Raw genomic sequence first — 22,412 nt, forward strand, 5'->3', positions numbered from 1 at the left:
CTAACTCAGCTTAGGAGAGCCGAAGATGACCCCTCGTTTTTATCGTGAATCGGAAGTCAATCAGCTTCTGGACATGACCACTGCCGTCGAGGTGGTGGACGAATGTCTTAGGCAACTCGCAATCGGCGGCGCCGAGAATGTACCGCGCCAACGTTCGCGAGCCCCTGGCTTTGTCCTGCATTCGATGAGCGCTACCGCCGGATACTTGAATGTCTCTGGCTGGAAACAATATGCGACCACCAAGTCGGGCGCCCGCTTTCATGTCGGTCTGTACGACTGCGAAACAGGCAAGATGAAAGCGCTGATCGAGGCCGATCGCTTGGGGCAAATGCGGACCGGCGCGGTCACCGGCGTCGCGGCGCGTTATTTGGCGCCGGGGCCGATCACGCAGATCGGCCTGTTTGGCGCCGGTTGGCAGGCCGAGTCGCAACTGGCCGCGATCAAAGCGGTGCACCCGCTCTCGCGGGCCTACGTTTACTCGCGTGACGAAGTGCGGCGGAGATCCTTCGCCGCGCGAATGAGTGAAGAACTGCAGATCGAGGTCATTCCGGTGCACGCCCCGCGCGAAGCGGTCGAAGACTTGCCGCTGATCATTACGGCGACCGCCAGCAAGACGCCGGTGTTTGATGGGACGCTGTTGGCCGAAGGGGCATTGGTCTGCGCGATGGGAAGCAACTGGCTGCAAAAGTCGGAGCTAGACGTGGACGCAATTCGGATCGCTGACAATATCGTTTGCGATTCGATACCGGCCTGCCAGCTAGAAGCAGGCGACTTTGTCGCGGCCCAAGAGAAAGGAGTGTTCGACTGGGATAAGCCGGTCGAACTCGGCGCAGTACTGGCCAGTACCGCGGTCGGTCGCAACAATAAAGAGAGCGTGGTGATTTTTAAATCAGTCGGCCTAGCGATCGAAGATATCGCGTTGGCCGAAAAGTTCTATCAACGGGCCATCACCAACCCTGGCCTCGGCGTCTCGCTACCGCTTTGAGGGTTCTGACGGCATCTCGGTCAGTTCCAGCTTCGGCGGCTCCGGCGCTTGATTGAGCGTCGATACGGCGACCTCCGAAACCAGCTGCGTTTCCCACGCTTCGCAGCGCACTTCTACGCGATAAATCTGGCGACCATTCGCGTTGACGGTCGCCAAAACTTGCAGGTCAACATGTCCCCGCGGAGCGATCGTCAGCGGGCGAAAAGCTGCCTGACCAGCCGCTAATCGTCCTTCGGCGCCGCCGACTTTGACCGGGTCTAAACCTTCGGAGAAAAAGATATTAGCCGAAACGTCAGGCGCCGGCTTATCACTAAGATTAATGATCCGCAAACCAAAATTAGCGCCAGCCCCGACGGCGATCGGCTTGGAGGGGGAAAAAACTTCGACTCGCAGCGCATCGACTGCAGCTCGCGACTCTAGAGAAGTCCCTACTTCCGGCAAGATCGGCTCCGCGGCCGGCATTTCGGCCGAAACCACTTTTGCATCGGCAACCGGTTTCGCGGCGACTTCGGCAACGGTGACTTGCGGTACGCCGGAGACGATCATCGTCGTTTCTGCATCCAGCCAAGCCGCCAGTTGCTTCCAAGTGTCTGCGCTCGTTTCGGCGGCGCTGTTGTAGATCGCCACATCGGCCAGCATCAACGTCGTCGATTCATCGGTAACGCTGCGGCTAATTTTGCTCCGCCCGTTTTGCAGTGCGGTCGGCAGTTCATTCCACTCATAGCGGCGCGCGAACCCTTTGCCGGCCCATAGCGTAAGCTCATTACGGTCGGCTCGCAGTTGTAGCGTCAGTGGCCCTTCGATTACTTTGAATGCGTCTCCCAGTTCTGGTTGTTGGTCGGCTTCCAGTCCATTCATGGTCCGAAGCAGCGACACCGGAATCTGATGCTCGTTGGCAATTTGTTCAAGAGTCATGCCTGATTTGATGGTGACAGCCGGCAGCGCCAAATGCTTGTGGGGCGCAAAGACAATTTTGTCGGCAAGCGGCTCTAGCTGGGCAAAAGCTTGGGCTCGTGCTTCTCTACTTAAGTCATCGCGCTGTACTGCTAACGAGAGCACGCGATAAGCGCGCAGTGATTGGCCATCGACCAACGCTTGCTCGGCTTCGGCCAACAGTTGCGGCGTAGCGACTGCTGGCTCCTCTGCGAGAGGAGCTTTGGCTTCTGCAACCCCAGGCACTTCCGCGTCTCCATCTGCTGCCGTCATCTCCGGCAAACTTGGCGCGGTTACAAGCGGCGGAGCGGTGATGGGTGCTGCCGAAGAAAATCGCGATCCTCCCCCAGGTGCACCTGCGGCTGGATTGGGTAGCGTCACCGACAGCTCAGCGGGCGAAGCGGGCTCAGTAGGCGCAGCGCTGGTCGACAACACAATCGTGGGCGGTTGCGGCGGTGCGTTGCTGCCCAAGCTGGGAAACGAATCAGGCGAAAACAACGGAGCTTCGTCGAACTCCGCAACTTCCGCGGATTGCGCAGCCCCGCTGTAATGTTTCTGATAAATGATGTAGCCCGAGTAACCGACGCAAGCGATCAGCCCCAGAACAAATATATTTCGAGCGATAGACACTGCGGCCCACTCCGGTTTGTGTCGAGTACTTCTAATCCAGCCGCTTCCACTACCAAATCGGCGCAGCTATTTCTAGATCAATTCGTTAGAAACAATCCTTTGGTAAATTCCGCAATTGGCCGTAAGATAAGAAATGGCGGAGCTTGACTTTCCTAATCGCCATCCCCCCACGCCTACTACCTGCCTATGCAACCGGTCTCTTCACCAATCCGACTGCCGGCCAGCTCACCGTTGCCAGAAATCGCCTACGCCCCCGATCAATCGGATGGGACGCTGGGTGATTTCTTCCGGGGCAGCAGTTCGTTTTTGGCGTCGCTGATCTTTCACATGGCGCTGGTGATCTTGCTGGCGCTGCTTACTTTTGAACCAACCCCGGATCGAGCCGCGCATTCGGTAATCCTTGAAGATATTATCGAAGAGCCGCTGGATCGACCGCTGGAAGATGAGCTGGACGAACTGCAGCATCTTGCGACCGAGATGTCGATCACCCAAATGCCGAGTTCAGCAGCAGGGCTAGCCGGCTTGGCGCCAGCATCGCTGTCAGCGCCTCAGCTAGAAACAAAGTTGTTGGAAGACATGGTGGGCCCGCAGGTTTCGCAGGTTGATTTGCAAATAATCCATCAGCCCAATGACGCGCTGATGCAAGAGCTGCCGGTCGGAACGCAAGGTGCGGTCAGCGCCGTCGTGGGCGACTACAACGAGGCGATGGACCGCATTACCCAAGAGCTGGTCTGGATGCTCGACAAGGGTGAGGTCGTCGTCGTTTGGCTGTTCGATCAATCGGGCAGTATGAAGGATGACCAAGACAAAATTCGCGTTCGAATCGGGCGCGTCTATGACGAGTTGGGGATCGTGGGCGTCTCAAAAGACGAAGCTTTGACCACCGGCGTCGCCAGTTTTGGTTCCAGCTTTCATCTACATACGCGTACGCCCACCAGCGATCGTACCGCAATCGACGAGGCGATCGCCGAAGTTCCGGTCGATCCCAGCGGCCAAGAGCTGATGTGCCAATCGATTGTCGAAGTGATCAATCGTCACCGCCGCTACGCCCAGATCGCCAAACGACAACTAGCAGTCATCTTGGTCACGGACGAAAGCGGCAACGCCGACAACAACCAGCGCTATCTGGAAGACGCCATCCAAGCGGCGCGCCGAGCCGAAAGCCGCGTTTATGTCTTAGGACGCGAAGCGATGTTCGGCTATCCCGAAGCTCAAGTTCGCTGGGAAGATCCGCAGAACGGCAACATTCATCTGCTGCCGATCGATCGCGGCCCCGAGACCGCGCTGATCGAACAACTTCAGACTGATGGCTTTGGGATTCGACGCGATGCAATGCCCAGCGGCTTTGGTCCCTACGAGCAAGTCCGCCTAGCCAAAGAGACAGGCGGCATCTTCTTTATGCTGCCCGGCGAAGAATCGAACCTCAACGAATTGAACGACCGCCGCTATGAAGTCGCGGCGATGGAGCCGTATCGCCCTGACCTTCGCTCGCGTAAAGACCAGATGCGGGACGCGATGCAAGATCCGCTGCAAGGGGTGATCTCGAAAGTGATCTACGACCTGAACCCGTACGACGAATCGGTCGCCAACGTGATTGAGATCCGCCGCTACTTCTCCAAAGATTGGTCGCAACTGACAACGCAAGTTCGAATGGAACAAGCGAAGATGTTGACCTACATCGACTATCTAGACAAAGCGATTAGCGCGATCGAAAAGGCGCAACCGCTGCGGGACGCATCTCCCAGCACGCGGCAGCAAGCCAATTACGATCTGCTGCATGCCCAGTTGCTGGCCTATCGCGTCCGCGCCTATGAATATGGGGCGTACCTAACCGAGTTTGTCAAAAATCCGCCGGCGATTCCACCGCCTCCTACAAGGATGCACGAATTTCGAGGTTGGAGCCTCGACACGGTCAAAAGACTCTCGGCAGAAGCGATCACACGCAGCGACATTGAACATTCAAGCGAGCTGCTAACCGAAATCATCGCCGAACATCCCGGCACTCCCTGGGCGTCCCGCGCCAAGTGGGAACTCGACCGCGGGTTCGGCATCGCGCTGGTTCCCTCGTTCTTCGATACGACCCGCTTTCCACAACTACGCGGCAAGGGCCCGGCGCCACCACCGACGCCGATCCCCAAGTTGTAGTAATCGACGAAGCACGAATCTCGATCGATCCCCCCTCGTTGCTTCCTTGCGGATTCTCAGTTGCTCTGTCGCCCTAAGATGGGGAAAATCGTCGTTTCACTCACTTCTTATTTAGCGGTTTCCCTGTTGTACGATCAAACTTATCCGGGGTGAACTGCTGCGGCACGTCATCTTCGGTCCGCTGAGCCCAAGCTTTGTACTCGCCGCGCATCGTTTCCAGCTTTTTGGCGTACTGCGGATCGGCAGCTAGATTCTTCAACTGAAATGGGTCGCTGCGTACATCGTACAGCTCTTCCTGAGGACGCGGAGTTATCAGCGGGCCACGCTGTTGATCAGACAGTTTTTTGGCTGCTTCCAGTTTTAGCATCGTCTCAAACGTCGGACTGCGCACTGCGTCGGCCGGGGGCGATCCGCTTAACTTGGGAAGTGCGTTATAGATGTACAGATAATCGTGCGAGCGAACGCTGCGCTCGAATGCTTGGTAGTCGTGCCAGTTATGCTCAGAGACAACATAGTCACGCGTTTGAGCCTGCGGGTCTGTCAGAATCGATACGAAGGATCGCCCCTGGAAGCTAGGCGATCTGGGAAGTCCAGCCAGCTCCAAAATCGTCGGCGCAATATCAACCGAGCTGACCAGACTGTCAGTCGTTTGTCCCGGCTTTACTTTGGCCGGCCACTGCACAATAAACGGCGTCTTCACGCCGCTGTCATAGACAGTCGTTTTGCTGCGCGGAAAAGGGCGGCCGTTGTCTGACATGAACAAGACCAGCGTATTGTCAGCAATTCCCTGCTGGGTGAGTTCGGCCATTACTTTGCCAACATACTGATCCAGCCGAGCAATTTCGTCGTAATACATCGCCAGATCGTCGCGGACCGGCGGTTCGTCGGGCAAAAAGGGGGGAACGACGATCTCATCGCGCTGATGCGGCTGCTCAATAGTGTTGGACGTGTAAGGGCGATGCGCGTCTAACGAAGCGAACCACATAAAAAAAGGTTGATCACGCGGGCGATCTCGCAACATCGTCAACCAGTTCTCGCAGCCACTGGGGTGTCCCCCCATGATTCGATCAAAATTCTTTTCCGCCGGCTTGCCGAGATGCCATTTTCCCGCCGCTCCGGTGTAATAGCCGGCCTCTTTTAAGAGACCGGCAAAGACAATCTGATCGGCCGGCAGCGGCTGGTGAAGTTCGGCCGCTCCGGTGCTGTGGGGATATCTTCCCGTCACAATACTGCAGCGACTGGGGCTACAAGAGCTACAGGTCAAAAATGCAGCGTCAAAGCGGATCCCCGCCGCGGCCATCCGATCAAGATTTGGTGTTTGGACATGAGGATGTCCGTATGGGCCTACGTCATTCCACCCAACGTCGTCTCCGATAATAATAAGGAAATTGGGCCGCTCAGCGGCAGACAGCATCGCGCACGAAAGGCTAACTGCCGCGATGACAGGGAGCAAAATCCGGAGCATAAGACGTCCTGTTGCGGAAAATGGCAGGATGTTAGGTTTAGGCGGGCGAAGGCTCTATTCTAGCCAGCTTCGACGCGCTCGATCAAATTGGCCTGTTTTTGATGATTTCGAAGGACCGCAATGGCGTTAATTTCTGTTCGCGACGTTTCCATCACCTTCCATTCGGCGCCTCTATTAAATCAGGCCAGTTTGCAAATTGAGCCTGGCGAGAGAATCTGTCTGGTTGGTCGAAACGGCACCGGAAAATCGACCCTGCTGCGCATGCTGGCCGGCGAGCAACCGACTGACTCGGGCGATGTGGTCGTCGGCCCCGATATCCGCGTGGCGACGTTGTCGCAAACCGCGACGGCCGGCGAGGATCAATCGGTGTTTGACCTGGTCGCCGCTGGTTTGGGCGAAATGGGCGAAACGCTGGCCGAGTATCATCATCTAACCCACCAGATTGCGGTTGAAGCGACCGACGAAGTGATCAACCGGCTGGATCAGGTGCAGCACAAGCTGGACATGGAAGATGGCTGGAATCAGCACCAATGGGTGGAGCAAGCGATCTCAGCCACCAAGCTGGATGGGGACGCCAACTTTGCCGAGCTATCGGTCGGTAAAAAACGTCGCGCCTTGTTCGCCCAGGCTTTGGCCAGCAAACCGCATGTGCTGCTGCTGGACGAACCGACGAACCATCTCGACATCGAGTCAATCCTGTGGCTGGAAGAGTTCTTGCTTTCCTTCGACGGCACCATCGTCTTTGTGACTCACGATCGGATGTTCGCCCAGAAATTGGCGACTCGCGTGGTCGATATCGATCGCGGCAAGCTAACCAGTTGGAGCTGCGGATTTGACGAATATGTCCTCCGCAAAGAAGCGGCCCTCGAAGCCGAAGAAAAGCAAAACGCGCTGTTTGATAAACGTTTGGCGCAAGAAGAAGTTTGGGTCCGCCAAGGGATCAAAGCTCGCCGTACACGCAACGAAGGTCGCGTACGAGCGCTCAAGAAGATGCGCGAAGAGTATCAAAGTCGGCGCACTCGGATTGGCACGGTTAAATTTGACGTGCAACAAGCCGAGCGTTCGGGCCAGGTCGTCATCCGAGCCGAGAACATCAGTCAATCCTTTGGCGATTTTGTCATCTGCAAAGACTTCTCGACCACCATTATGCGGGGAGACAAGATCGGCGTGCTCGGCCCCAACGGCGTCGGCAAGACGACGTTGCTCCGCATTTTGCTAGGCGAATTGAAGCCGACCGCCGGCGAAGTCACCGTCGGCAGCAAAGTGGAGATCGCCTACTTTGACCAGTTGCACGCCGCGCTGAACGAAGATCAAACGTTGCGTCAGAACATCGGCGAAGAGAACGAATTTGTGAACATCAACGGGCGATCCCGGCACGTGATCGGCTATCTGCAAGAATTTTTGTTCACGCCGGAGCAGTCCAATCGCCCGATCAAAAATCTCTCAGGCGGAGAACGAAATCGGCTGTTGTTGGCTCGGTTGTTCGCCAAACCGTCAAACCTGCTGATCCTCGACGAACCGACCAATGATCTCGACGCCGATACGCTCGACCTGCTGGAAGATCTCGTGGTCAATTATGCCGGCACGCTGATCGTGGTCAGCCATGATCGGAGCTTTCTCAACAATGTTGTGACGTCAACGATCGCGTTTGAAGGAGATGGCTTCGTCAAACAATACGCCGGCGGCTACGACGATTGGCTCGACCAGCGGAAACGCCAAGCGGACGAAGCCAAAGCCCTGGAGAAACTCTCGGGGAAAGACTCCAAAAAAAGCGAGCCTGTTCGCGATCGCAAGCTAACCAACAAGGAGCAGCAAGAGCTGAAGTCGCTGCCGGCCAAGATCGAAGCGCTCGAAGCGGAACAGGCCAAACTGCAAGCGCAAATGGCCGAGCCAAATTTCTACCAAAAACCGGCCAAAGAAATCAAAAAAATCACCAACCGCCTAGACGCAATCGGCGAAGAAATGCTGGCCGCGATGGAGCGTTGGGAAGATCTAGAGTCGGTCTGAGGAAATCAGGGGAGCATTAGCTGGTCAGTGCGAACGCAATCAGCATCACCACCCAGACCACGTCGAGAAAATGCCAATAGTCAGAGCAGATCGAGACGGTGACGTAGCTCTCGTGATCGTATCGGTCGTGCCGAGCACGGTTGGTGACCACGGCTAACGTCACCAGTCCGCCGATGACGTGCAATGCGTGCACAAACACCAGCGCGAACATCAGGCCATACAGCTTGACATCCGGGCCGCTGGCATAGTGCTCGGCCAAAAGGCGATTCAGCCCTATCGCCTGAAAGATGAGGAACACCAGCGCCATCCCGCCTGCGCTATACAGCCAGCGGCGAAACAGAACTTGCTTTTCAAATCGGACGGCCTGCACTGCGCGATGCAGCGAGTAGCCCACCCCCAGCATAAACAGGGTGCTGATCCACAAACTGTTAGGAACTCCGCCGTAAGAGACCGTTCGATCGACCGAGCTGGTATATCGAATGATCAGATAAGCGACCAAACTGGCCGCAAAAAAGACGGAGAGAGTCAGAATGAACAGGAAAAATCCAAGTCGTGCTTGGTGCATCTCGCGGCGCATAGGAAGTACCGAGAGGGAATCCTTGATCATAGGTTGACTCAGTGAACGGACAATCAAAACCGTTCGATGGGCGTTAGTCTCTGCGGGATCACCGTCAGAGCATCACGCGTGAAAACCGAGTCGCAGCAGACAACGAGTGAACAAGCATTGTGCTCTTGAGCCGATGCTACGGTTACTCGGCCGCTACTTCCATCTGAACGTTGTGCAGCAACTCGACTTGCGGTTCGTACTCGACGGCGTCTTTCAGCGTCACAATGATGAACAGTGCGACAAACGCCATCGAGAAGATGAACGAGAGCGTGATAAACGGTTTCTCATAGCGCAAATGCATGAAGTAAACCAAGACCAAGGTCGCTTTGACCGTGGCGATCCCCATGGCGACCCAAATGTCAATCGACCCAAAGTCGACTTCATACACCGTCACCGTCAGCACGGTCAGCAGGATCAAAGCCGTGAACGTGCTGAACAAGGTAGTCAGCGACATCACGTGCGCTAGGCCATGCTCGTGCGAATCGTCGTTATGTTGTGCGTGATCGCTCATCGCGTCGATCTTCCGTTTAGTGGATCAGGTAAAGCAAGGGAAAGAGAAAAATCCAGATCAAGTCGACCAAGTGCCAGTACAGGCCGACATAGTCAACCGGACCAAAATACTGGCTGCTGAATTCGCCCCGATTGGCGCGGTAGATCAACCAGCCGATCGCTCCCATGCCGCCAATGATATGAATCGCGTGAATCCCGGTCATCATGTAATAGATGCCGAAAAAGATATGGATATTACGGACTCCTTGAGCGCCGCCATGTCCATGATCGCCTGCTTCCGCGTGTGCGTGCTCATCATGTTCCCCAGCAGAGGAAGCATGCTCTGCGCCGTGCGCCGCTTCACCAGAAGCGGTCGTTTCGGCCGCGTGGTCGGGGGCGGCAGTAGCATCTGGCTTCGCTTCGCTCGACTTGTACTGCATCGCTTTCGACACATACTTGTCGGCGACCGCCGGGTTCTGCTCTTGGGCGAAGTGGTTGTAAATGCCAGGGAAAAGCCCGTGCTGAAACTTGGTGGTGTACTCCACCGATTTCACGCCGAGGAAGACGGCCGCCAAAGCGAACGTCAGCCACAGCAACACGATCAATAACTTTTTCTGGCTAAGTTGTGCGGCGCGGACCGCCCAGGCCATCGTCAAGCTGCTGACGATCAACACAACCGTATTGAGCGCGCCGAGCATCGCATTCAGCTCTTTGGCGGCGTCAATAAATATTTCAGGATGCAACGAACGGAAAATTGCATAGGCGCAAAACATCCCGCTGAAGAACAGGAGTTCTGTTACCAGGAACATCCAGATCCCCAACTTCCCCGCATCGAATTGCTGTTGCGGCGATTCGAAGTGGTGGGCGACATGCGCCTCAGGGCTGAAGTGACCATGTGCGTCGTGTTCGTGCGTCGACTCAGCGACCGTCATCGTACTTGTTTCCATCAGTGGCTAGACGTCTTCTTTGCTGGTCCGGGCACGGTGACATAACCGCCCTCCCGCTCATCGTACCGCAAATTACTGAAATCGTAGGGATCGTCGACCGACGGCGTGATGTCAAAATTCGCCAACGGCGGCGGCGAGCTGCACGCCCATTCAAGCGTGTTGGCGCCCCACGGATTCGCCGGAGCCTTCTTGCCGCGGTACAGCGAATACAGCAGCACGCCGATCGCGCCAACCATACCAATCCCCAGCAAAAACGCACCAGCGGTGGACAACTGGTGATAAATCGTGAATTCATCGACGTAGCGTGCATAGCGACGCGGCATGCCGCGGGCGCCCATGATGAACTGCGGGAAGAACGTCAGGTTGAAGCCCAAAAAGACAATCAAGCAGAACAATCGACCCGCGTTCTCGTTATACATGACGCCAAACATCTTGGGCCACCAGTAATACAACCCGCCGACAAACGCGACCAGCGTTCCCCCCATCATCACATAGTGAAAGTGGGCGACCACAAAGTAGGTGTCGTGCAATTGAATGTCGGTCGCCAAGGCGCCGAGAAATAAGCCCGTCAAACCACCGATCGTAAACAAAAAGATAAACGACAACGCGTAGCACATCGGCGTCGCCAAGCTGATCGAGCCTTTGTACATCGTCGCGAGCCAATTAAACACTTTGATCGCCGACGGAATCGAGACGCTGAAGGTGAGCCCGCTAAATACCACCGCCGTCAATTGCGATTGCCCACTGACAAACATGTGGTGTCCCCAAACCAGGAACCCTAACAATGCGATCGCGATCGAGCTATAGGCGATAAAGCGGTAACCGAAAATATGCTTGCGGCTAAAGACCGCGATCAGTTCGCTGATGATCCCCATCCCCGGCAAAATCATGATGTACACGGCAGGGTGCGAATAGAACCAGAAAAAGTGCTGGAACAGGACGGGATCGCCCCCCATCTCAGGATCAAAAATCCCGATGTGCAACATTCGCTCGGCGATTAGCAGCAAGCCGGTAATACCGAGAACCGGCGTCGCCAACAACTGAATGATCGCCGTCGCATAAATCGACCACAGGAAGAGCGGCATCTTAAACCAAGTCATCCCGTGCGGACGCATCGTATTGATGGTCACCACAAAGTTGAGCCCGGTGAAAATTGAACTAAAACCTAGCACAAAGACGCCGATCAACGCTAACACAACCTGCGTGTTGGTTGTCACGCTATACGGCGTATAGAACGTCCAGCCGGTGTCGAGCCCCCCGAAGATCATCGCACAGAGAAAGAAGATCGCGCCGACAACCCACAGATAGAAACTCCCCAGGTTCATTCGCGGGAATGCGACATCCTTGGCTCCCAGCATGACAGGCAGCACAAAGTTACCAAGCGCAGCCGGGATGCTGGGGATGACGAACAAAAACGTCATGATCGCCCCATGCAGGGTGAACATCTGGTTGTATTGATCTTCCGTCAGGAAGAGCTGTTTACCGGTGATCAATTCGGATCGTAGGATGAGTGCAAAAATCCCACCCACAAAAAACGATACCAGAATGCCGACCAGGTACATCACCCCGATCCGCTTGTGATCGAGCGTGAACAACCACGACCCGATCCCGCTGGATGCGGTGAGGTAATTATCTTCCAGATTCTGGGGGCCATCCAAATTGGAGGCTTGAAAACGGTCTGGCGTCGATCCAACGCTCATGGGAATTTCTCGTTACTTCTTCAGGCTCTTAATGTATTCAGCGATAGCCGTAATGTCTTTGTCGCTTAGACGCGAACTGGGGAAGACCGGCATGACCGGATCGTATCCAGCGACAACTTTGGCGCGCGGGTCGCGAATCGATTCGCGAATATAGTTCTCGTCCATGACAGCTTGACTGCCGTCAGCAAACTTATGCTCGACTCCGAAGCTGGCGAGGAACGTCGGCCCCGCCTTCTTGCTTCCATCGATCGAATGGCAACTGATGCAACCTTTGCGTGTGTAGAGCAGTTCGCCCACTTCGGCCATGGTGCGGCCTTCGTACAAGTTGGCGGCTTTCTCTAACCAAACGTTAAAATCGCCGGTCTCATACACATACACAAGGCGATGCATGTTGGAGTGATCGCGGCCGCAGTACTCAGCGCAGAACAGATCGTGCGGCTTGTGGTCTTCTGGGTTGATGCCAGAACCAGTGGTATGAACCGCTTCAACCCAGATGTCGTTATAGCGTCCCGGAACGCAATCCATCTTGGTGCGGAACGCCGGCACAAACATGTTGTGTAGCACATCTTCCGACTCCAAAATAAAACGAACCGGACGTCCCACGGGGAGGTGAAGATTATCGGATTCGGCGCCGTTCGGATAAACAAACGTCCAAGACCATTTCCTTGCCTGCACGTGGATTTCGTAGGCGTCATCCGGCGGCGTCCGCATGTTCATATAGTTGGTGAACCCCAACACAAAGAACAAGACCAACAGGAACGAAGGCAAAACCGACCAGCTGATTTCCAGCACATTGTTGTGCGATGGCGAAGGCTGCGGACTATGTCCCGGGCGACGGCGGTACTTCAACACGAAGTAGACCATCACCCCAACGATCAGGACGAAGAAGAACGCCGAGACCCAATAGATCAAGTCGAACAGGTTGTCGACCATCGGCGCGAACGTCGAGTTCGGCGGCCCGAAAAACAGACTACCGTCGGCTTCCGCCAACATGAGTAAATTGCTGAGCAAATTCATTGTGCTTTAGCGCGTGGTGACAGAGAAGTTCTCTTCGACAGGCCGATTCGCCTTGTGTGCGTCTGCTGCTTGCCGTCGCCGGCGAAGCCACTTCGAAGCAAGCCAATACGGAACGAGATACATCAGTAATGCAGCCAGCATCGTGAGCCCGCTGATTTTCATGATATTCATCGCCACCGGGCCATAGGCGCCTGTGCTGGGATCATAATGAAAGCAGAATAACAGAAATCGATCGGTGGTTGTGCCGATTTTGCCTTCGCTCGCTTCCACCAGCGAAAGCCGCAACGTTTGCGGCGGAAATTCTACGCCATATAGGTAACGTGAGATTCTGCCGTCGGGGGTGCAAAGCGTCATCAGAGCAGGATGAGCATATTCATCACGTTCCGGCAGATACCGAAAGGGAAAGCCCACGGCGTCGGCCAACTTTTGAATGCTTGCTTTGTCTCCGGTCAAAAAGTGCCAGCCATCGGCGCTCTCAGGACGACCGTAAAGATCAAGATACTTTTGTTTGGTCTTCTGCGCTTTCTCCGCCGTTTCGGTCGGATCAATGCTGACCGAAATGACTTGGTACTCTTTGCCGGCGGTCCACAGCACGCGGTCTAAACCGGTGACCAAACCGTTCAACTGCACCTGACACAACATCGGGCAATTGGAATAGTTCATCGACAAAATGACCGGCACATTCCCCTGGAAGTAATCCCCCAAACGAACCGATTTGCCATGATCATCATGAAAGATCAGATCCAACGGAAGCTGTTCGTTGGAATGTTCAGTGACGTTCAGTTCGCGAAGTTCTTTCGGGTCTTCGCCCGGAACTTCAGCGCACAACGGTTGCGTGGTCGCCGCCAGGGCGATCAGCAAGAGTGCGGCGTTTGCGAACTTCACGATCGTGGACATCGGACCTATTTCGATTTTGTCGAGTATTCGTTGACGACCAGTTGCATGGCGCGATCAATCGGCAGGCGAACCTTGCCGGCAGCTTTGTCGACCCAGCCGTAATCATTGAGTGTCGCTTTTTGCGTACTGATAATGGTCGCCGCTTGATCGGATTTCACGTTCACAACCTTCTCGATATGCAGCTCGTTGGCGTACTGATGAAAAGTAGCCTGCAGCCCCATCACAATCGCAAAGGTCAAGATCGCGCTGACAAAGCCTACCACGGCGATCACCGGCGTATTCAAGTCGTCAGCCTGGGCCGGTAAACCGGCGCCGTGCCCTGCGTGGGCAGCGGGTGACTCGTGCTGGGTTTCATGTGCAGCAATTTCGGACATCGTTCCTACCTTTTACATGTTTTTCAAGGCGAGCGATTCATGTAGTCGCGGATCGCGGAATGCCAACAACGGACGTTCAGCGGCGATCCAAGCCAGGTTCCCGATAAAAAAGCCGCCCAAACCAAGGAGGCAGGCAATTTCCATCACTCCCAGAGGAAGTTTATCTGGTGAATACTGCGGCATGACAAGCCAATAAATATCGACCCAGTGCATCACCAACAGAAACACGGCCCAGCCCACCATGATCGGCTTGTTACGACGAACGGTGCGAGACATGGTTCCGAAGAACGGGATGATGAACTGCCCAAATAGTAACAGTAGCGATACGGGACGCCATGCGGCATTTTGTCGCACCAAGTACCAAATCGTCTCTTCCGGAATATTGCCGTACCAATACAACAAGTACTGGCTAAAAGCGATGTATCCCCAGAACAAAACGAACCCGAAAATGAATTTCGAGAGGTCATGGTAGCGCTCTACCGTAATCACGTCTTTCAGCTTGCCCCACGATTGCAGGACCGCACAGCAGATCAAGGTGAACGAAAAGAAGGATACCATGGCTCCGGCGAAGAAATAAACGCCAAACATCGTGCTGAACCACTTCGGATCCAGCGACATCGCCCAGTCAAAGGAAGCGAAAGTCACCGTTAAAGCGAATCCCATAATGACCAAGGGACTTTTATTTTCCATCCGTAGCGTTAATTGCGGGTCTCCCGATTCATCCTGAGCCGTCGACTTCGAGAAGAAGAACCAAGCCGCAGCGATCCAGACCACAAAATAGAGAACTGCGCGAATCGTGAAGAAGGTTGGATTCAAATAAGGCTGCTTGCCGGCCAGCAAGTGATCGTGCGCCATCAGTTCGGCGTCGTTCCATTCAAACAGCACATGGCTGCCTGCTAAGACCGAAAACAAGATCGGCAGAAACAACAGCGCCATCGGAGCCAGCGTCATCGCGATCACTTCAGTGATCCGACGAACCGAGGCGCTCCAGCCGGCGCGTGTCAGATGCTGCAGCGCAATAAAGCCCAACGCACCCAGCGAGATGCTCAAAAAGAACAAATAGTTGGTCAGATACGCGAAAAAGAAGTGACGTAGTTGATCTTGGGCCATCATGCCCATGATCAACGCGACGACCATCGCCGCCAAGCCGACGCCGTAGCCGCCGACCATCATGATCGAGCGAATACCGCCCAGACGGATCGACTCGTCGTTGGAAATCGTGATTTCGTGGTGATCGTGGCCCATGGCTAGTTTTGACCCTTCAACGCGTCAGCTTGAATTTGCGGCACATCCTGAATCGACCCGTCACGTGACTTTTGCAGCGCTTTCAGGTAGAGCACGATCGCCCAGCGATCTTCCGTATCGATTTGAGCGCCGTAACCCGACATCTTACGAATGCCGTGAGTAATCGTGTTAAAAATCCGTCCAACCGGCTGCTGGGTGACATTGGGATCATGCAGATTGGTCGGTTGCACCCAAGTCGGCTCCTCCATCTCAAACGCACGGATCGAAACCAACCCGTTGCCGTCACCCGCCATGCCGTGACAAACCGAGCAATAGATATTAAACCGCTGCTGTCCGCGCTCCATCAACTGCGAGTTGATCTCGAGCGATTCAGGAAAAATCGTCACCCAATCAGGCTCAGGCGGTTTCTCTTCGGCCGCAGGATCGGCAGCGACCGGGTCGCCTGGCTGAGCGCCCGCAGGTTGCTCGGCTGCTGGCTCTTCGCCTGCCGGTTTTTCATCCGCTGGTTTATCTTCCGCCGGCATCGGGTCAGCAGCCGGAGTTTCGGCTTCTGCATCCTGAAACAGCGCGACCTCGGAAGTTTCCTCCTCGGACGGGATAATCCCGGTCAGATAATCGAGCGGTTGCCATTCTCCGCGAGCGACCGAGCCCGGCACGCGTGGTCGCATGACGCGATTATCGGCGAAGACCGGCGAAGTAGTTTGCGTCTTACCCTTCCACTGATCGTCCATGTCTTGGATTGGATGGATGCGGGGATAAGGCGAGGTCGTGTTGCGCGCGTTCCAAATCATCGCAGGCGGAATCGTCAGCGCCGATAGTCCCACGATTGCGACGTATTTGAAAATCGTCGGGATCTGGTTGCTCGATGGATCGGGTTCGATCTCATCGATCGCCAGCGGCGAGAATTTTTCGAGCATCTCACGATGCTTGTTCAATTTGAATTTCGGATCCGACCCATCGATCGCTAAGAAGAAGCGATCATTGGTGGCGCGAGCAAAATTGCGATGCCGAAACAGCGGATTCGAGAACGTCGGCAACTGATTCAGGATCAGCATGCCAAAGAACGCACCAAACGCCGCTAACAAAATGGTGAGCTCAAACGTAACCGGTATGTTCGCCGGCAAGCTGAAGGTCGGCTTACCTGAAATCAGATAAGGATAGCCCGAGAAGAGCGCGCCGGGTTGCACGGTCGCGTTCATGTAGTATTGCATTCCCAAACCGGTGCAACCGCCGATGATCCCCATCGTCAACACAATCCACGGCAGGATCGTTTTGGGGATGCCGAGCGCTTCGTCGATTCCGTGCACCGGAAACGGCACGTGCGCATCGGTCTTGGTCAGCCCCGCGTCGCGAACCGCTTCGCAGGCTTGGAGCAATACGTCCGTGTCGTCAAACTCGACCAACAGGCCAGGCGTTTGAGGATGGTTTTTGTCTTTGTTCTTAGACATGATCGGCCTGAGCTATGGGATCGTGTTCGCCGTGCGGCATGACGCTTTTGACTTCGGCCATTGCGACCATCGGCAAAAATCGAAGGAACAACAGGAACAGCGTGAAGAACAAACCGAAACTGCCGACAAGCATGCCAATGTCGACCCAAGTCGGACTGAAGTAACCCCAGCTTGACGGCAAGAAGTCGCGAGACAGAGACGTGACCGTAATCACAAAACGCTCGAACCACATGCCGATATTCACAAAAATACTAGCGACAAACATGATCCACGGCGTTGTGCGACACTTCTTAAACCAGAAGATCTGCGGCACGATCACGTTGCACGACACCATCGTCCAATAGGCCCAATAGTAGGGACCAAACGCACGGTTGAGGAACGTGAACTGTTCATTCGGCACGCCGCTATACCAAGCCATGAAAAATTCCATCGCATAGGCGTAGCCCACCATCGAGCCGGTGACCAGCAAGATCTTACAGATGTTCTCTAAGTGCCGCGTGGTGACCAAATCCTTCAGACCAAACCACTCGCGAGCCGGCACCATCAATGTAATCACCATCGCGAAACCACTGAACACGGCGCCAGCGACGAAGTACGGCGGGAAGATCGTGGTATGCCAACCCGGCAATTGCGAAACAGCAAAGTCGAAACTAACGATCGTATGCACCGAAAGCACCAGCGGAGCGGCCAAAGCGGCCAGCAAGATATAAGCCTTCTCGTAGCGTGACCATTGCCGAGCCGAACCGGTCCAACCCAGCGCCGCAATGCTGTAACCAATCTGATGGATGCGTGATTTCGTCCGATCTCGTAATGTCGCTAAGTCGGGGATCATCCCCATGTACCAAAACAAGATCGACACTGTTGCATAGGTTGACACGGCGAACACGTCCCACAGCAGCGGGCTGCGGAAGTTCGGCCACATGTTGAGATACAAGCTTGGGTACGGAAAGAGCCAATAAAAGACCCACACGCGACCAATGTGAACGCCAGGGAAAATACCGGCACAGACCACGGCGAAGATCGTCATCGCTTCGGCGAAGCGATTGATGCTGGTTCGCCAGTTTTGGCGGAAGATGCAGAGAATGGCCGAAATCAACGTTCCGGCGTGACCAATACCGACCCAAAACACAAAGTTGACGATCGGCCAACCCCAATAGACCGGCACATTGTTACCCCAGACGCCGACGCCTGTGAGCAAAAGATAGCCGATCAGCGCAAACAGCATTCCCATCGCCGCTACGGAAACGGTAAATCCGATATACCAAGCGAGCGGCGGTTTCTCTTGCTCCGGTACGCCGGCGACAATTTCGGTAATGGAACCGAAAGAGAGTCCGCCCGTCACAAGCGGTGCACGCTTGCCTGGGGTTTCCAGCGTAATGTCGGCGACTTCGTCTACTGTGGCCATGTTTCTTCGCGTGGACTACAGGGTTTTAGCTAGGGAAAGGTTTAGCTATTGGGCGGCTTTGGTTTCCGTCGCAGCGGCAGCTTTTAGTCGTGGTCATGATCGTGGTCATGCGAGTGTGCGCTGGTGCTGGTCGGCTCCAACTCTCCTTCATGACCTGGGATATGCTCAAGCTCCACAAAGGGATCGGCTAACCAGGGATGAGGATTGCGGATTCGAGCCAGATACTTGGTGCGCGGCTTGATGTTCAACTCAGCGAGCATCGCATAGGCACGCGGATTCGCATGATTTTTGGCGGCGTTGTTTTCTGGATTGTTCAAGTCGCCAAATTGAATGGCGCCGGTCGAACAAGCCTCTTGGCAAGCCACTTTGATTTCGTTCGAGCCGATCGCGCGGCGATCGCGGCGAGCGTCGATCTTGGTGTTCTGGATTCGCTGCACGCAGTAGGTGCACTTTTCCATCACGCCGCGATTACGAACGGTGACTTCTGGATTGAAGACCAGTTCCGCCAGTTGGCGATTCTCTTTTTCAAAGCGATAGTCGCTGGCGCGGTAATCCAAGAAGTTGAACCGACGCACTTTGTAAGGACAGTTGTTGCCGCAATATCGCGTACCAATACAGCGATTGTAAACCATATCGTTCAAGCCTTCGTCGCTATGCAACGTGGCGGCGACCGGACAAACCTGTTCGCACGGGGCATTCTCGCAGTGGTGACAGGTCACCGGCTGCGTCACAGCGACCGGATCTTCAGGATCACCCGCAAAGTAGCGATCGATCCGCAACCAATGCATCTCACGTCCCCGCGAGACTTGATCTTTACCGACGATCGGGACATTGTTCTCGGCCTGGCACGCGACGACGCATGCGTTACAGCCAAGACACTTCGTCAAGTCGATCGACATCCCCCAAGCGTGCCCTTCGTACGACACTTCGGTCCACAGCGACTCCAGCGGCGGATGATGGACCACATGGCGAGCAAAATCAGGATGATGCTTGAACTCTTCAAGGGTCCCTTCGCGAACCAGCGTTGGAATGCGGCGAGCGATTTCTTTCAGCCCGATTTTGTCGATCGCATGATGGTCTTGCGTGGTCGCCAGCAAATATTTTCTGCCGGTCGACTTCACTTGCACGCCGCTCACCACGCTCATCGCATCGGAGCGTCGCAGTTTGCCTGCATCCACCCCCACCGGATCAATGCCGACCGCAACCTCACCGCCAACTTTGCCAGCGTTTGTGCGGCCGTAACCCAGCGCCAACGAGATCGTCCCCAGCGCCAAGCCCGGCATCAGGTAGACCGGCGCGTCGATCGACGCGCCGCCGGCGGTGATCGTCGCCAAGATTCCCTGGTTCAGACCCAGCAGCTCGGCCGTTGTCGGATTGACCAACAACGCGTTGTCCCAAGTCAACTTGGTCAACGTGTCAGGCAGTTCTTGCAACCAACCATTGTTGGCGAAGCGGCCATCGTATGTCGATGTTCCCGGCGTAAAGACCAGCTCGACTTCGTCTTTGGCAGGACGCTGCTTCCACGCATCCTTGTCAGCCGACAGTTCGGCGATATTGTCGGCCAATTGCACGCTTTGAGCCTGGCCGGCGACACCGTCCGCAAAACCGTCGTGCACCATCTTCTTCCAAACCGATTCGGTCGCATAACCGACTCGATCTTTGGCGACACGGCGAACAATGGTTCGCCCGTCTCGCTCTTCCGAGCCAGCCAACAACGCGACAAACTCGCTCTTCGAGCGGCCTTTGTTGAAGATCGTTTCGATCAGCGGTTGCGCCAAGCAGTAGCTGCCATCGACGGCGACATAATCGCCCCACGATTCGAGCCCGTGCGCCTCAGGCAACACCCAAGTCGCATCGATAGATGTTTCGTTGTTGTAGTAGCCAAAAAAGAGCCGCCGTTTGGCTTTCTTAAAAGCTTCTGTAAAAGCGATGTTCGCCGGAGCATCATAAGCCGGATTGCCGCTCATGACGATGATCGTGTCGATCGATCCGCCGTTCAGCTGCGTGGTTAATTCTTCCAGCGTTCCAACATTGCCAGAGGTCGGCAACGCGGCGTCGATCAGCTCTACCGTGGCGCCAATCGCGCCAATCTGTTGATTCAGCTTCCAGACGGCGGCATGAACTTCGGCCGACTGACGCGGGCCGACCGCGATAACCGCTTTGCCCTGATGCTTCTTCAGGTCGTCGACCAGCGCGATAATAAACTTCTCTTGTCGCTCGGCGTCTTCGGCAGGTTCAGCAACTTCGCCTCCTGCCATGCGAGCAGAAAGATCCGCCACAAAGCTGGCGATTCGCGAAGCCGGAACCGCCACGCGATGATCGGCCGCCAAGCCGGCCGTCGTAAACTGACTCTCGATCACGTACAAGCGATTCATCTCGCCTTCTTCCGGCGCCCGACGGGCGGCAAACTCTCGCGAGTTGCGTTGCCCCGAGGGATGCATGCCGAAGAAGTCTTCGTCGATAACGACGATTACATCCGCTTTTTCGAGAAAATATTTGGGGGTGACAGCCTGACCAAACGCCGCTTGAATACCTGCCGCTTCGTTGCTGCGAGTGATCGAGTCATACTGATAGAGCTTCGCTTGCGGAAATCGTTCCCGCAGTTTGCTCAGCGAGTCATGATAACTGGGCGAGGCCGACGCCTGAGTCAGCAATGCCAGCTTGCCGCCGGCGCCTAGCTCTTCGGCGGTCTGCTTCCACGAGATTTCGAATTCGTCCCACGAACGATCGAACTTCTCGCTGCCGTTGATTTCGGTCAGACCACGCAAACGATCGGGATCATAGACTTCCAGGACGCACCCTTGGATATATTGATCCGAACCGTAGCCTTCTGGGTGCTCAGCATTGCCGTCCACTTTGATGGGACGACCGTCGTAGCTGGTTACAACCACCGGGCGAACCGAACCGGCGATCTCCAGCGTGCTGGCGAAACGCTCGGTCTTGCCGGGAATACGATGCTCGGGACGAACCGCAAAAGGGGCGATCGTCTCTTCCGGCAACCGCAGCGCGGTCGGCACATCACACCCCGTGGCGCCAACGCCCAGCGATAGGGATGCCCCCATCAGCTGCATCCAGCGACGCCGTGAGACCCCTTCGGGAAACTCCGAGGCGGCCACCGGAAATTCACGGTGCAGGAACTGCTCGAACTCGGGCGTATTTTCGAGCTCGTCGAGGCTGCGCCAATAGTTTTTTTGCGAGTCGGACTTCATCGATGACACGTCGAACAGTTCGTGGAAGGATTGATACCGTTTTCTTTGCGGACCTCAGCGCCTAACAGCGCCGCGGCGTGAGGGTCCTTTTCCGAACCAGGCGCTTGCCACGCTAGGTTCGTCACTTCGTCCAGCGGACGGATGTGTGCATCGGGGCTGCGATGGCAATCAAGACAAAAGGCCATCGTGAGCGGCTTGACCTGGGTGACCACGTCCATCGTGTCGACCCGACCGTGACAACTAACGCACGAAACGCCGCGTGTCACGTGTGCACTGTGATCGAAGTAGACAAAGTCGGGCAGGTCATGCACGCGCTGCCAATCGACCGATTCGCCGGTCGCCAAGCTTTCGTGCACCGGCTCTAGCTGAGGGCTTTTCACAAACAGCGCGGCGTACTTAGAAGTTCCATCCGCACCGGCCGGGCTATGACAATTGCCGCAAGTCGCCGTCGGCGGCACAGCAGCCTGAGCCGCTTTATCCACCGTATTATGGCAATAGCGGCAATCCATCTTCAATCGACCGGCGTGCAGCCGATGACTGAACGGAACCGGCTGAATCGGGGCGTGCCCGACGTTGATCGTTTCAGGGGCCGTCGCAAAGACGAAGACTACGCCGCTATACACAGCGAACGCAACAAAACCGGCGCCAGCAAGCGGCACAAAACGGTTTACCCAACGTGGAAATAGGAAGCGGTCCATGACTGCAATTCGTCCTAGGGACGGCTGGTCTTTATTGAGCACGACAATCGAAAGTCTCACCGGCGAGACTATCTAGCGCCAAGTCCTAAAATGAATATCGGCTTATAAAAAGCCGCAAAACACCCTCTGACCCCGCTCTTCGGCGGCCGAATGACCCCGTTTAAAGATTTGATGTTACCGAAACCACACAACTTTCTGCGACGCGTCAAAG

The 22,412-nt window shown here is 55.6% G+C and carries 17 protein-coding genes; 3 read left to right on the forward strand and 14 right to left on the reverse strand.

Going from position 1 to position 22,412, the window contains the following annotated elements:
• The first annotated feature begins 25 nt into the window (after positions 1-25).
• Positions 26-985: an ornithine cyclodeaminase family protein gene (locus tag SH421x_RS17310; protein ID WP_488850827.1), complete on the forward strand. Its 960-nt coding sequence runs from the start codon at positions 26-28 to the stop codon at positions 983-985.
• Here SH421x_RS17310 and SH421x_RS17315 read toward each other — a convergent pair.
• Positions 974-2,548, reverse strand: a complete 1,575-nt coding sequence (locus SH421x_RS17315; RefSeq protein ID WP_488850829.1) for a LysM peptidoglycan-binding domain-containing protein — start codon at positions 2,546-2,548, stop codon at positions 974-976. The two genes, SH421x_RS17310 and SH421x_RS17315, sit on opposite strands and share 12 nt — an antisense overlap.
• Before the next feature lie 186 nt (positions 2,549-2,734).
• Between SH421x_RS17315 and SH421x_RS17320 the strand changes: the two genes are divergently transcribed.
• Entirely contained in the window at positions 2,735-4,693 is a 1,959-nt protein-coding gene (locus tag SH421x_RS17320) for a vWA domain-containing protein (RefSeq protein ID WP_488850831.1), read from the forward strand.
• A 100-nt stretch (positions 4,694-4,793) separates the two neighbouring features.
• On the opposite strand, the gene SH421x_RS17325 is transcribed toward SH421x_RS17320, so the two are convergent.
• Entirely contained in the window at positions 4,794-6,158 is a 1,365-nt protein-coding gene (locus SH421x_RS17325; protein ID WP_488850832.1) for a sulfatase family protein, read from the reverse strand.
• A 120-nt stretch (positions 6,159-6,278) separates the two neighbouring features.
• On the opposite strand from SH421x_RS17325, the gene SH421x_RS17330 reads away from it, so the two are divergent.
• Positions 6,279-8,165 carry an ATP-binding cassette domain-containing protein gene (locus SH421x_RS17330; protein ID WP_488850834.1) on the forward strand — a complete coding sequence of 629 codons (1,887 nt, stop codon included), beginning with the start codon at positions 6,279-6,281 and terminating at the stop codon, positions 8,163-8,165.
• 16 nt (positions 8,166-8,181) lie between these two features.
• On the opposite strand, the gene SH421x_RS17335 is transcribed toward SH421x_RS17330, so the two are convergent.
• The 12 genes from SH421x_RS17335 to SH421x_RS17390 all read right to left on the reverse strand — a co-directional run bounded on the left by SH421x_RS17335 (position 8,182) and on the right by SH421x_RS17390 (position 22,201).
• Positions 8,182-8,772 carry a cytochrome c oxidase subunit 3 gene (locus tag SH421x_RS17335; RefSeq protein WP_488850835.1) on the reverse strand — a complete coding sequence of 197 codons (591 nt, stop codon included), beginning with the start codon at positions 8,770-8,772 and terminating at the stop codon, positions 8,182-8,184.
• 142 nt (positions 8,773-8,914) lie between these two features.
• Entirely contained in the window at positions 8,915-9,283 is a 369-nt protein-coding gene (locus SH421x_RS17340; RefSeq protein WP_488850837.1) for a cytochrome C oxidase subunit IV family protein, read from the reverse strand.
• A gap of 16 nt (positions 9,284-9,299) precedes the next feature.
• A complete protein-coding gene (locus tag SH421x_RS17345; RefSeq protein WP_488850839.1) occupies positions 9,300-10,193 on the reverse strand; it encodes a cytochrome c oxidase subunit 3 family protein in 894 nt (297 codons plus the stop codon).
• 14 nt (positions 10,194-10,207) lie between these two features.
• Positions 10,208-11,908, reverse strand: a complete 1,701-nt coding sequence (locus SH421x_RS17350; protein WP_488850841.1) for a cytochrome c oxidase subunit I — start codon at positions 11,906-11,908, stop codon at positions 10,208-10,210.
• A gap of 12 nt (positions 11,909-11,920) precedes the next feature.
• On the reverse strand, positions 11,921-12,901 hold the full coding sequence (gene coxB / locus SH421x_RS17355) for a cytochrome c oxidase subunit II (protein ID WP_488850842.1): 981 nt from the start codon (positions 12,899-12,901) through the stop codon (positions 11,921-11,923).
• A gap of 30 nt (positions 12,902-12,931) precedes the next feature.
• Complete coding sequence (locus SH421x_RS17360) at positions 12,932-13,822, reverse strand: SCO family protein (protein WP_488850844.1); 891 nt, start codon at positions 13,820-13,822, stop codon at positions 12,932-12,934.
• A 5-nt stretch (positions 13,823-13,827) separates the two neighbouring features.
• Complete coding sequence (locus SH421x_RS17365; protein WP_488850846.1) at positions 13,828-14,196, reverse strand: hypothetical protein; 369 nt, start codon at positions 14,194-14,196, stop codon at positions 13,828-13,830.
• A gap of 12 nt (positions 14,197-14,208) precedes the next feature.
• A complete protein-coding gene (locus SH421x_RS17370; RefSeq protein ID WP_488850848.1) occupies positions 14,209-15,441 on the reverse strand; it encodes a quinol:cytochrome C oxidoreductase in 1,233 nt (410 codons plus the stop codon).
• Positions 15,442-15,443: 2 nt separating this feature from the next.
• Positions 15,444-16,889, reverse strand: a complete 1,446-nt coding sequence (locus SH421x_RS17375; RefSeq protein ID WP_488850849.1) for a quinol:electron acceptor oxidoreductase subunit ActD — start codon at positions 16,887-16,889, stop codon at positions 15,444-15,446.
• Positions 16,882-18,294, reverse strand: a complete 1,413-nt coding sequence (gene nrfD, locus SH421x_RS17380) for an NrfD/PsrC family molybdoenzyme membrane anchor subunit (RefSeq protein ID WP_488850851.1) — start codon at positions 18,292-18,294, stop codon at positions 16,882-16,884. The genes SH421x_RS17375 and nrfD overlap by 8 nt, the downstream gene beginning before the upstream one ends.
• A gap of 83 nt (positions 18,295-18,377) precedes the next feature.
• A complete protein-coding gene (locus SH421x_RS17385; protein ID WP_488850853.1) occupies positions 18,378-21,503 on the reverse strand; it encodes a TAT-variant-translocated molybdopterin oxidoreductase in 3,126 nt (1,041 codons plus the stop codon).
• Complete coding sequence (locus tag SH421x_RS17390; protein WP_488850854.1) at positions 21,500-22,201, reverse strand: cytochrome c3 family protein; 702 nt, start codon at positions 22,199-22,201, stop codon at positions 21,500-21,502. Before SH421x_RS17390 ends, SH421x_RS17385 begins: the two co-directional genes overlap by 4 nt.
• Positions 22,202-22,412: the final 211 nt, after the last annotated feature.

Source organism: Blastopirellula sp. SH421, assembly GCF_057808535.1.

Coding starts and splice junctions, on each gene's coding strand:
- SH421x_RS17370 (WP_488850848.1), bottom strand. CDS start 15,441: ATGGGCCACGATCACCACGAAATCACGATTTCCAACGACGAGTCGATC.
- SH421x_RS17375 (WP_488850849.1), bottom strand. CDS start 16,889: ATGTCTAAGAACAAAGACAAAAACCATCCTCAAACGCCTGGCCTGTTG.
- SH421x_RS17345 (WP_488850839.1), bottom strand. CDS start 10,193: ATGACGGTCGCTGAGTCGACGCACGAACACGACGCACATGGTCACTTC.
- SH421x_RS17365 (WP_488850846.1), bottom strand. CDS start 14,196: ATGTCCGAAATTGCTGCACATGAAACCCAGCACGAGTCACCCGCTGCC.
- SH421x_RS17340 (WP_488850837.1), bottom strand. CDS start 9,283: ATGAGCGATCACGCACAACATAACGACGATTCGCACGAGCATGGCCTA.
- SH421x_RS17325 (WP_488850832.1), bottom strand. CDS start 6,158: ATGCTCCGGATTTTGCTCCCTGTCATCGCGGCAGTTAGCCTTTCGTGC.
- SH421x_RS17330 (WP_488850834.1), top strand. CDS start 6,279: ATGGCGTTAATTTCTGTTCGCGACGTTTCCATCACCTTCCATTCGGCG.
- nrfD (WP_488850851.1), bottom strand. CDS start 18,294: ATGGCCACAGTAGACGAAGTCGCCGACATTACGCTGGAAACCCCAGGC.
- SH421x_RS17360 (WP_488850844.1), bottom strand. CDS start 13,822: ATGTCCACGATCGTGAAGTTCGCAAACGCCGCACTCTTGCTGATCGCC.
- SH421x_RS17390 (WP_488850854.1), bottom strand. CDS start 22,201: ATGGACCGCTTCCTATTTCCACGTTGGGTAAACCGTTTTGTGCCGCTT.
- SH421x_RS17320 (WP_488850831.1), top strand. CDS start 2,735: ATGCAACCGGTCTCTTCACCAATCCGACTGCCGGCCAGCTCACCGTTG.
- SH421x_RS17385 (WP_488850853.1), bottom strand. CDS start 21,503: ATGAAGTCCGACTCGCAAAAAAACTATTGGCGCAGCCTCGACGAGCTC.
- SH421x_RS17335 (WP_488850835.1), bottom strand. CDS start 8,772: ATGATCAAGGATTCCCTCTCGGTACTTCCTATGCGCCGCGAGATGCAC.
- SH421x_RS17310 (WP_488850827.1), top strand. CDS start 26: ATGACCCCTCGTTTTTATCGTGAATCGGAAGTCAATCAGCTTCTGGAC.
- coxB (WP_488850842.1), bottom strand. CDS start 12,901: ATGTTGGCGGAAGCCGACGGTAGTCTGTTTTTCGGGCCGCCGAACTCG.
- SH421x_RS17350 (WP_488850841.1), bottom strand. CDS start 11,908: ATGAGCGTTGGATCGACGCCAGACCGTTTTCAAGCCTCCAATTTGGAT.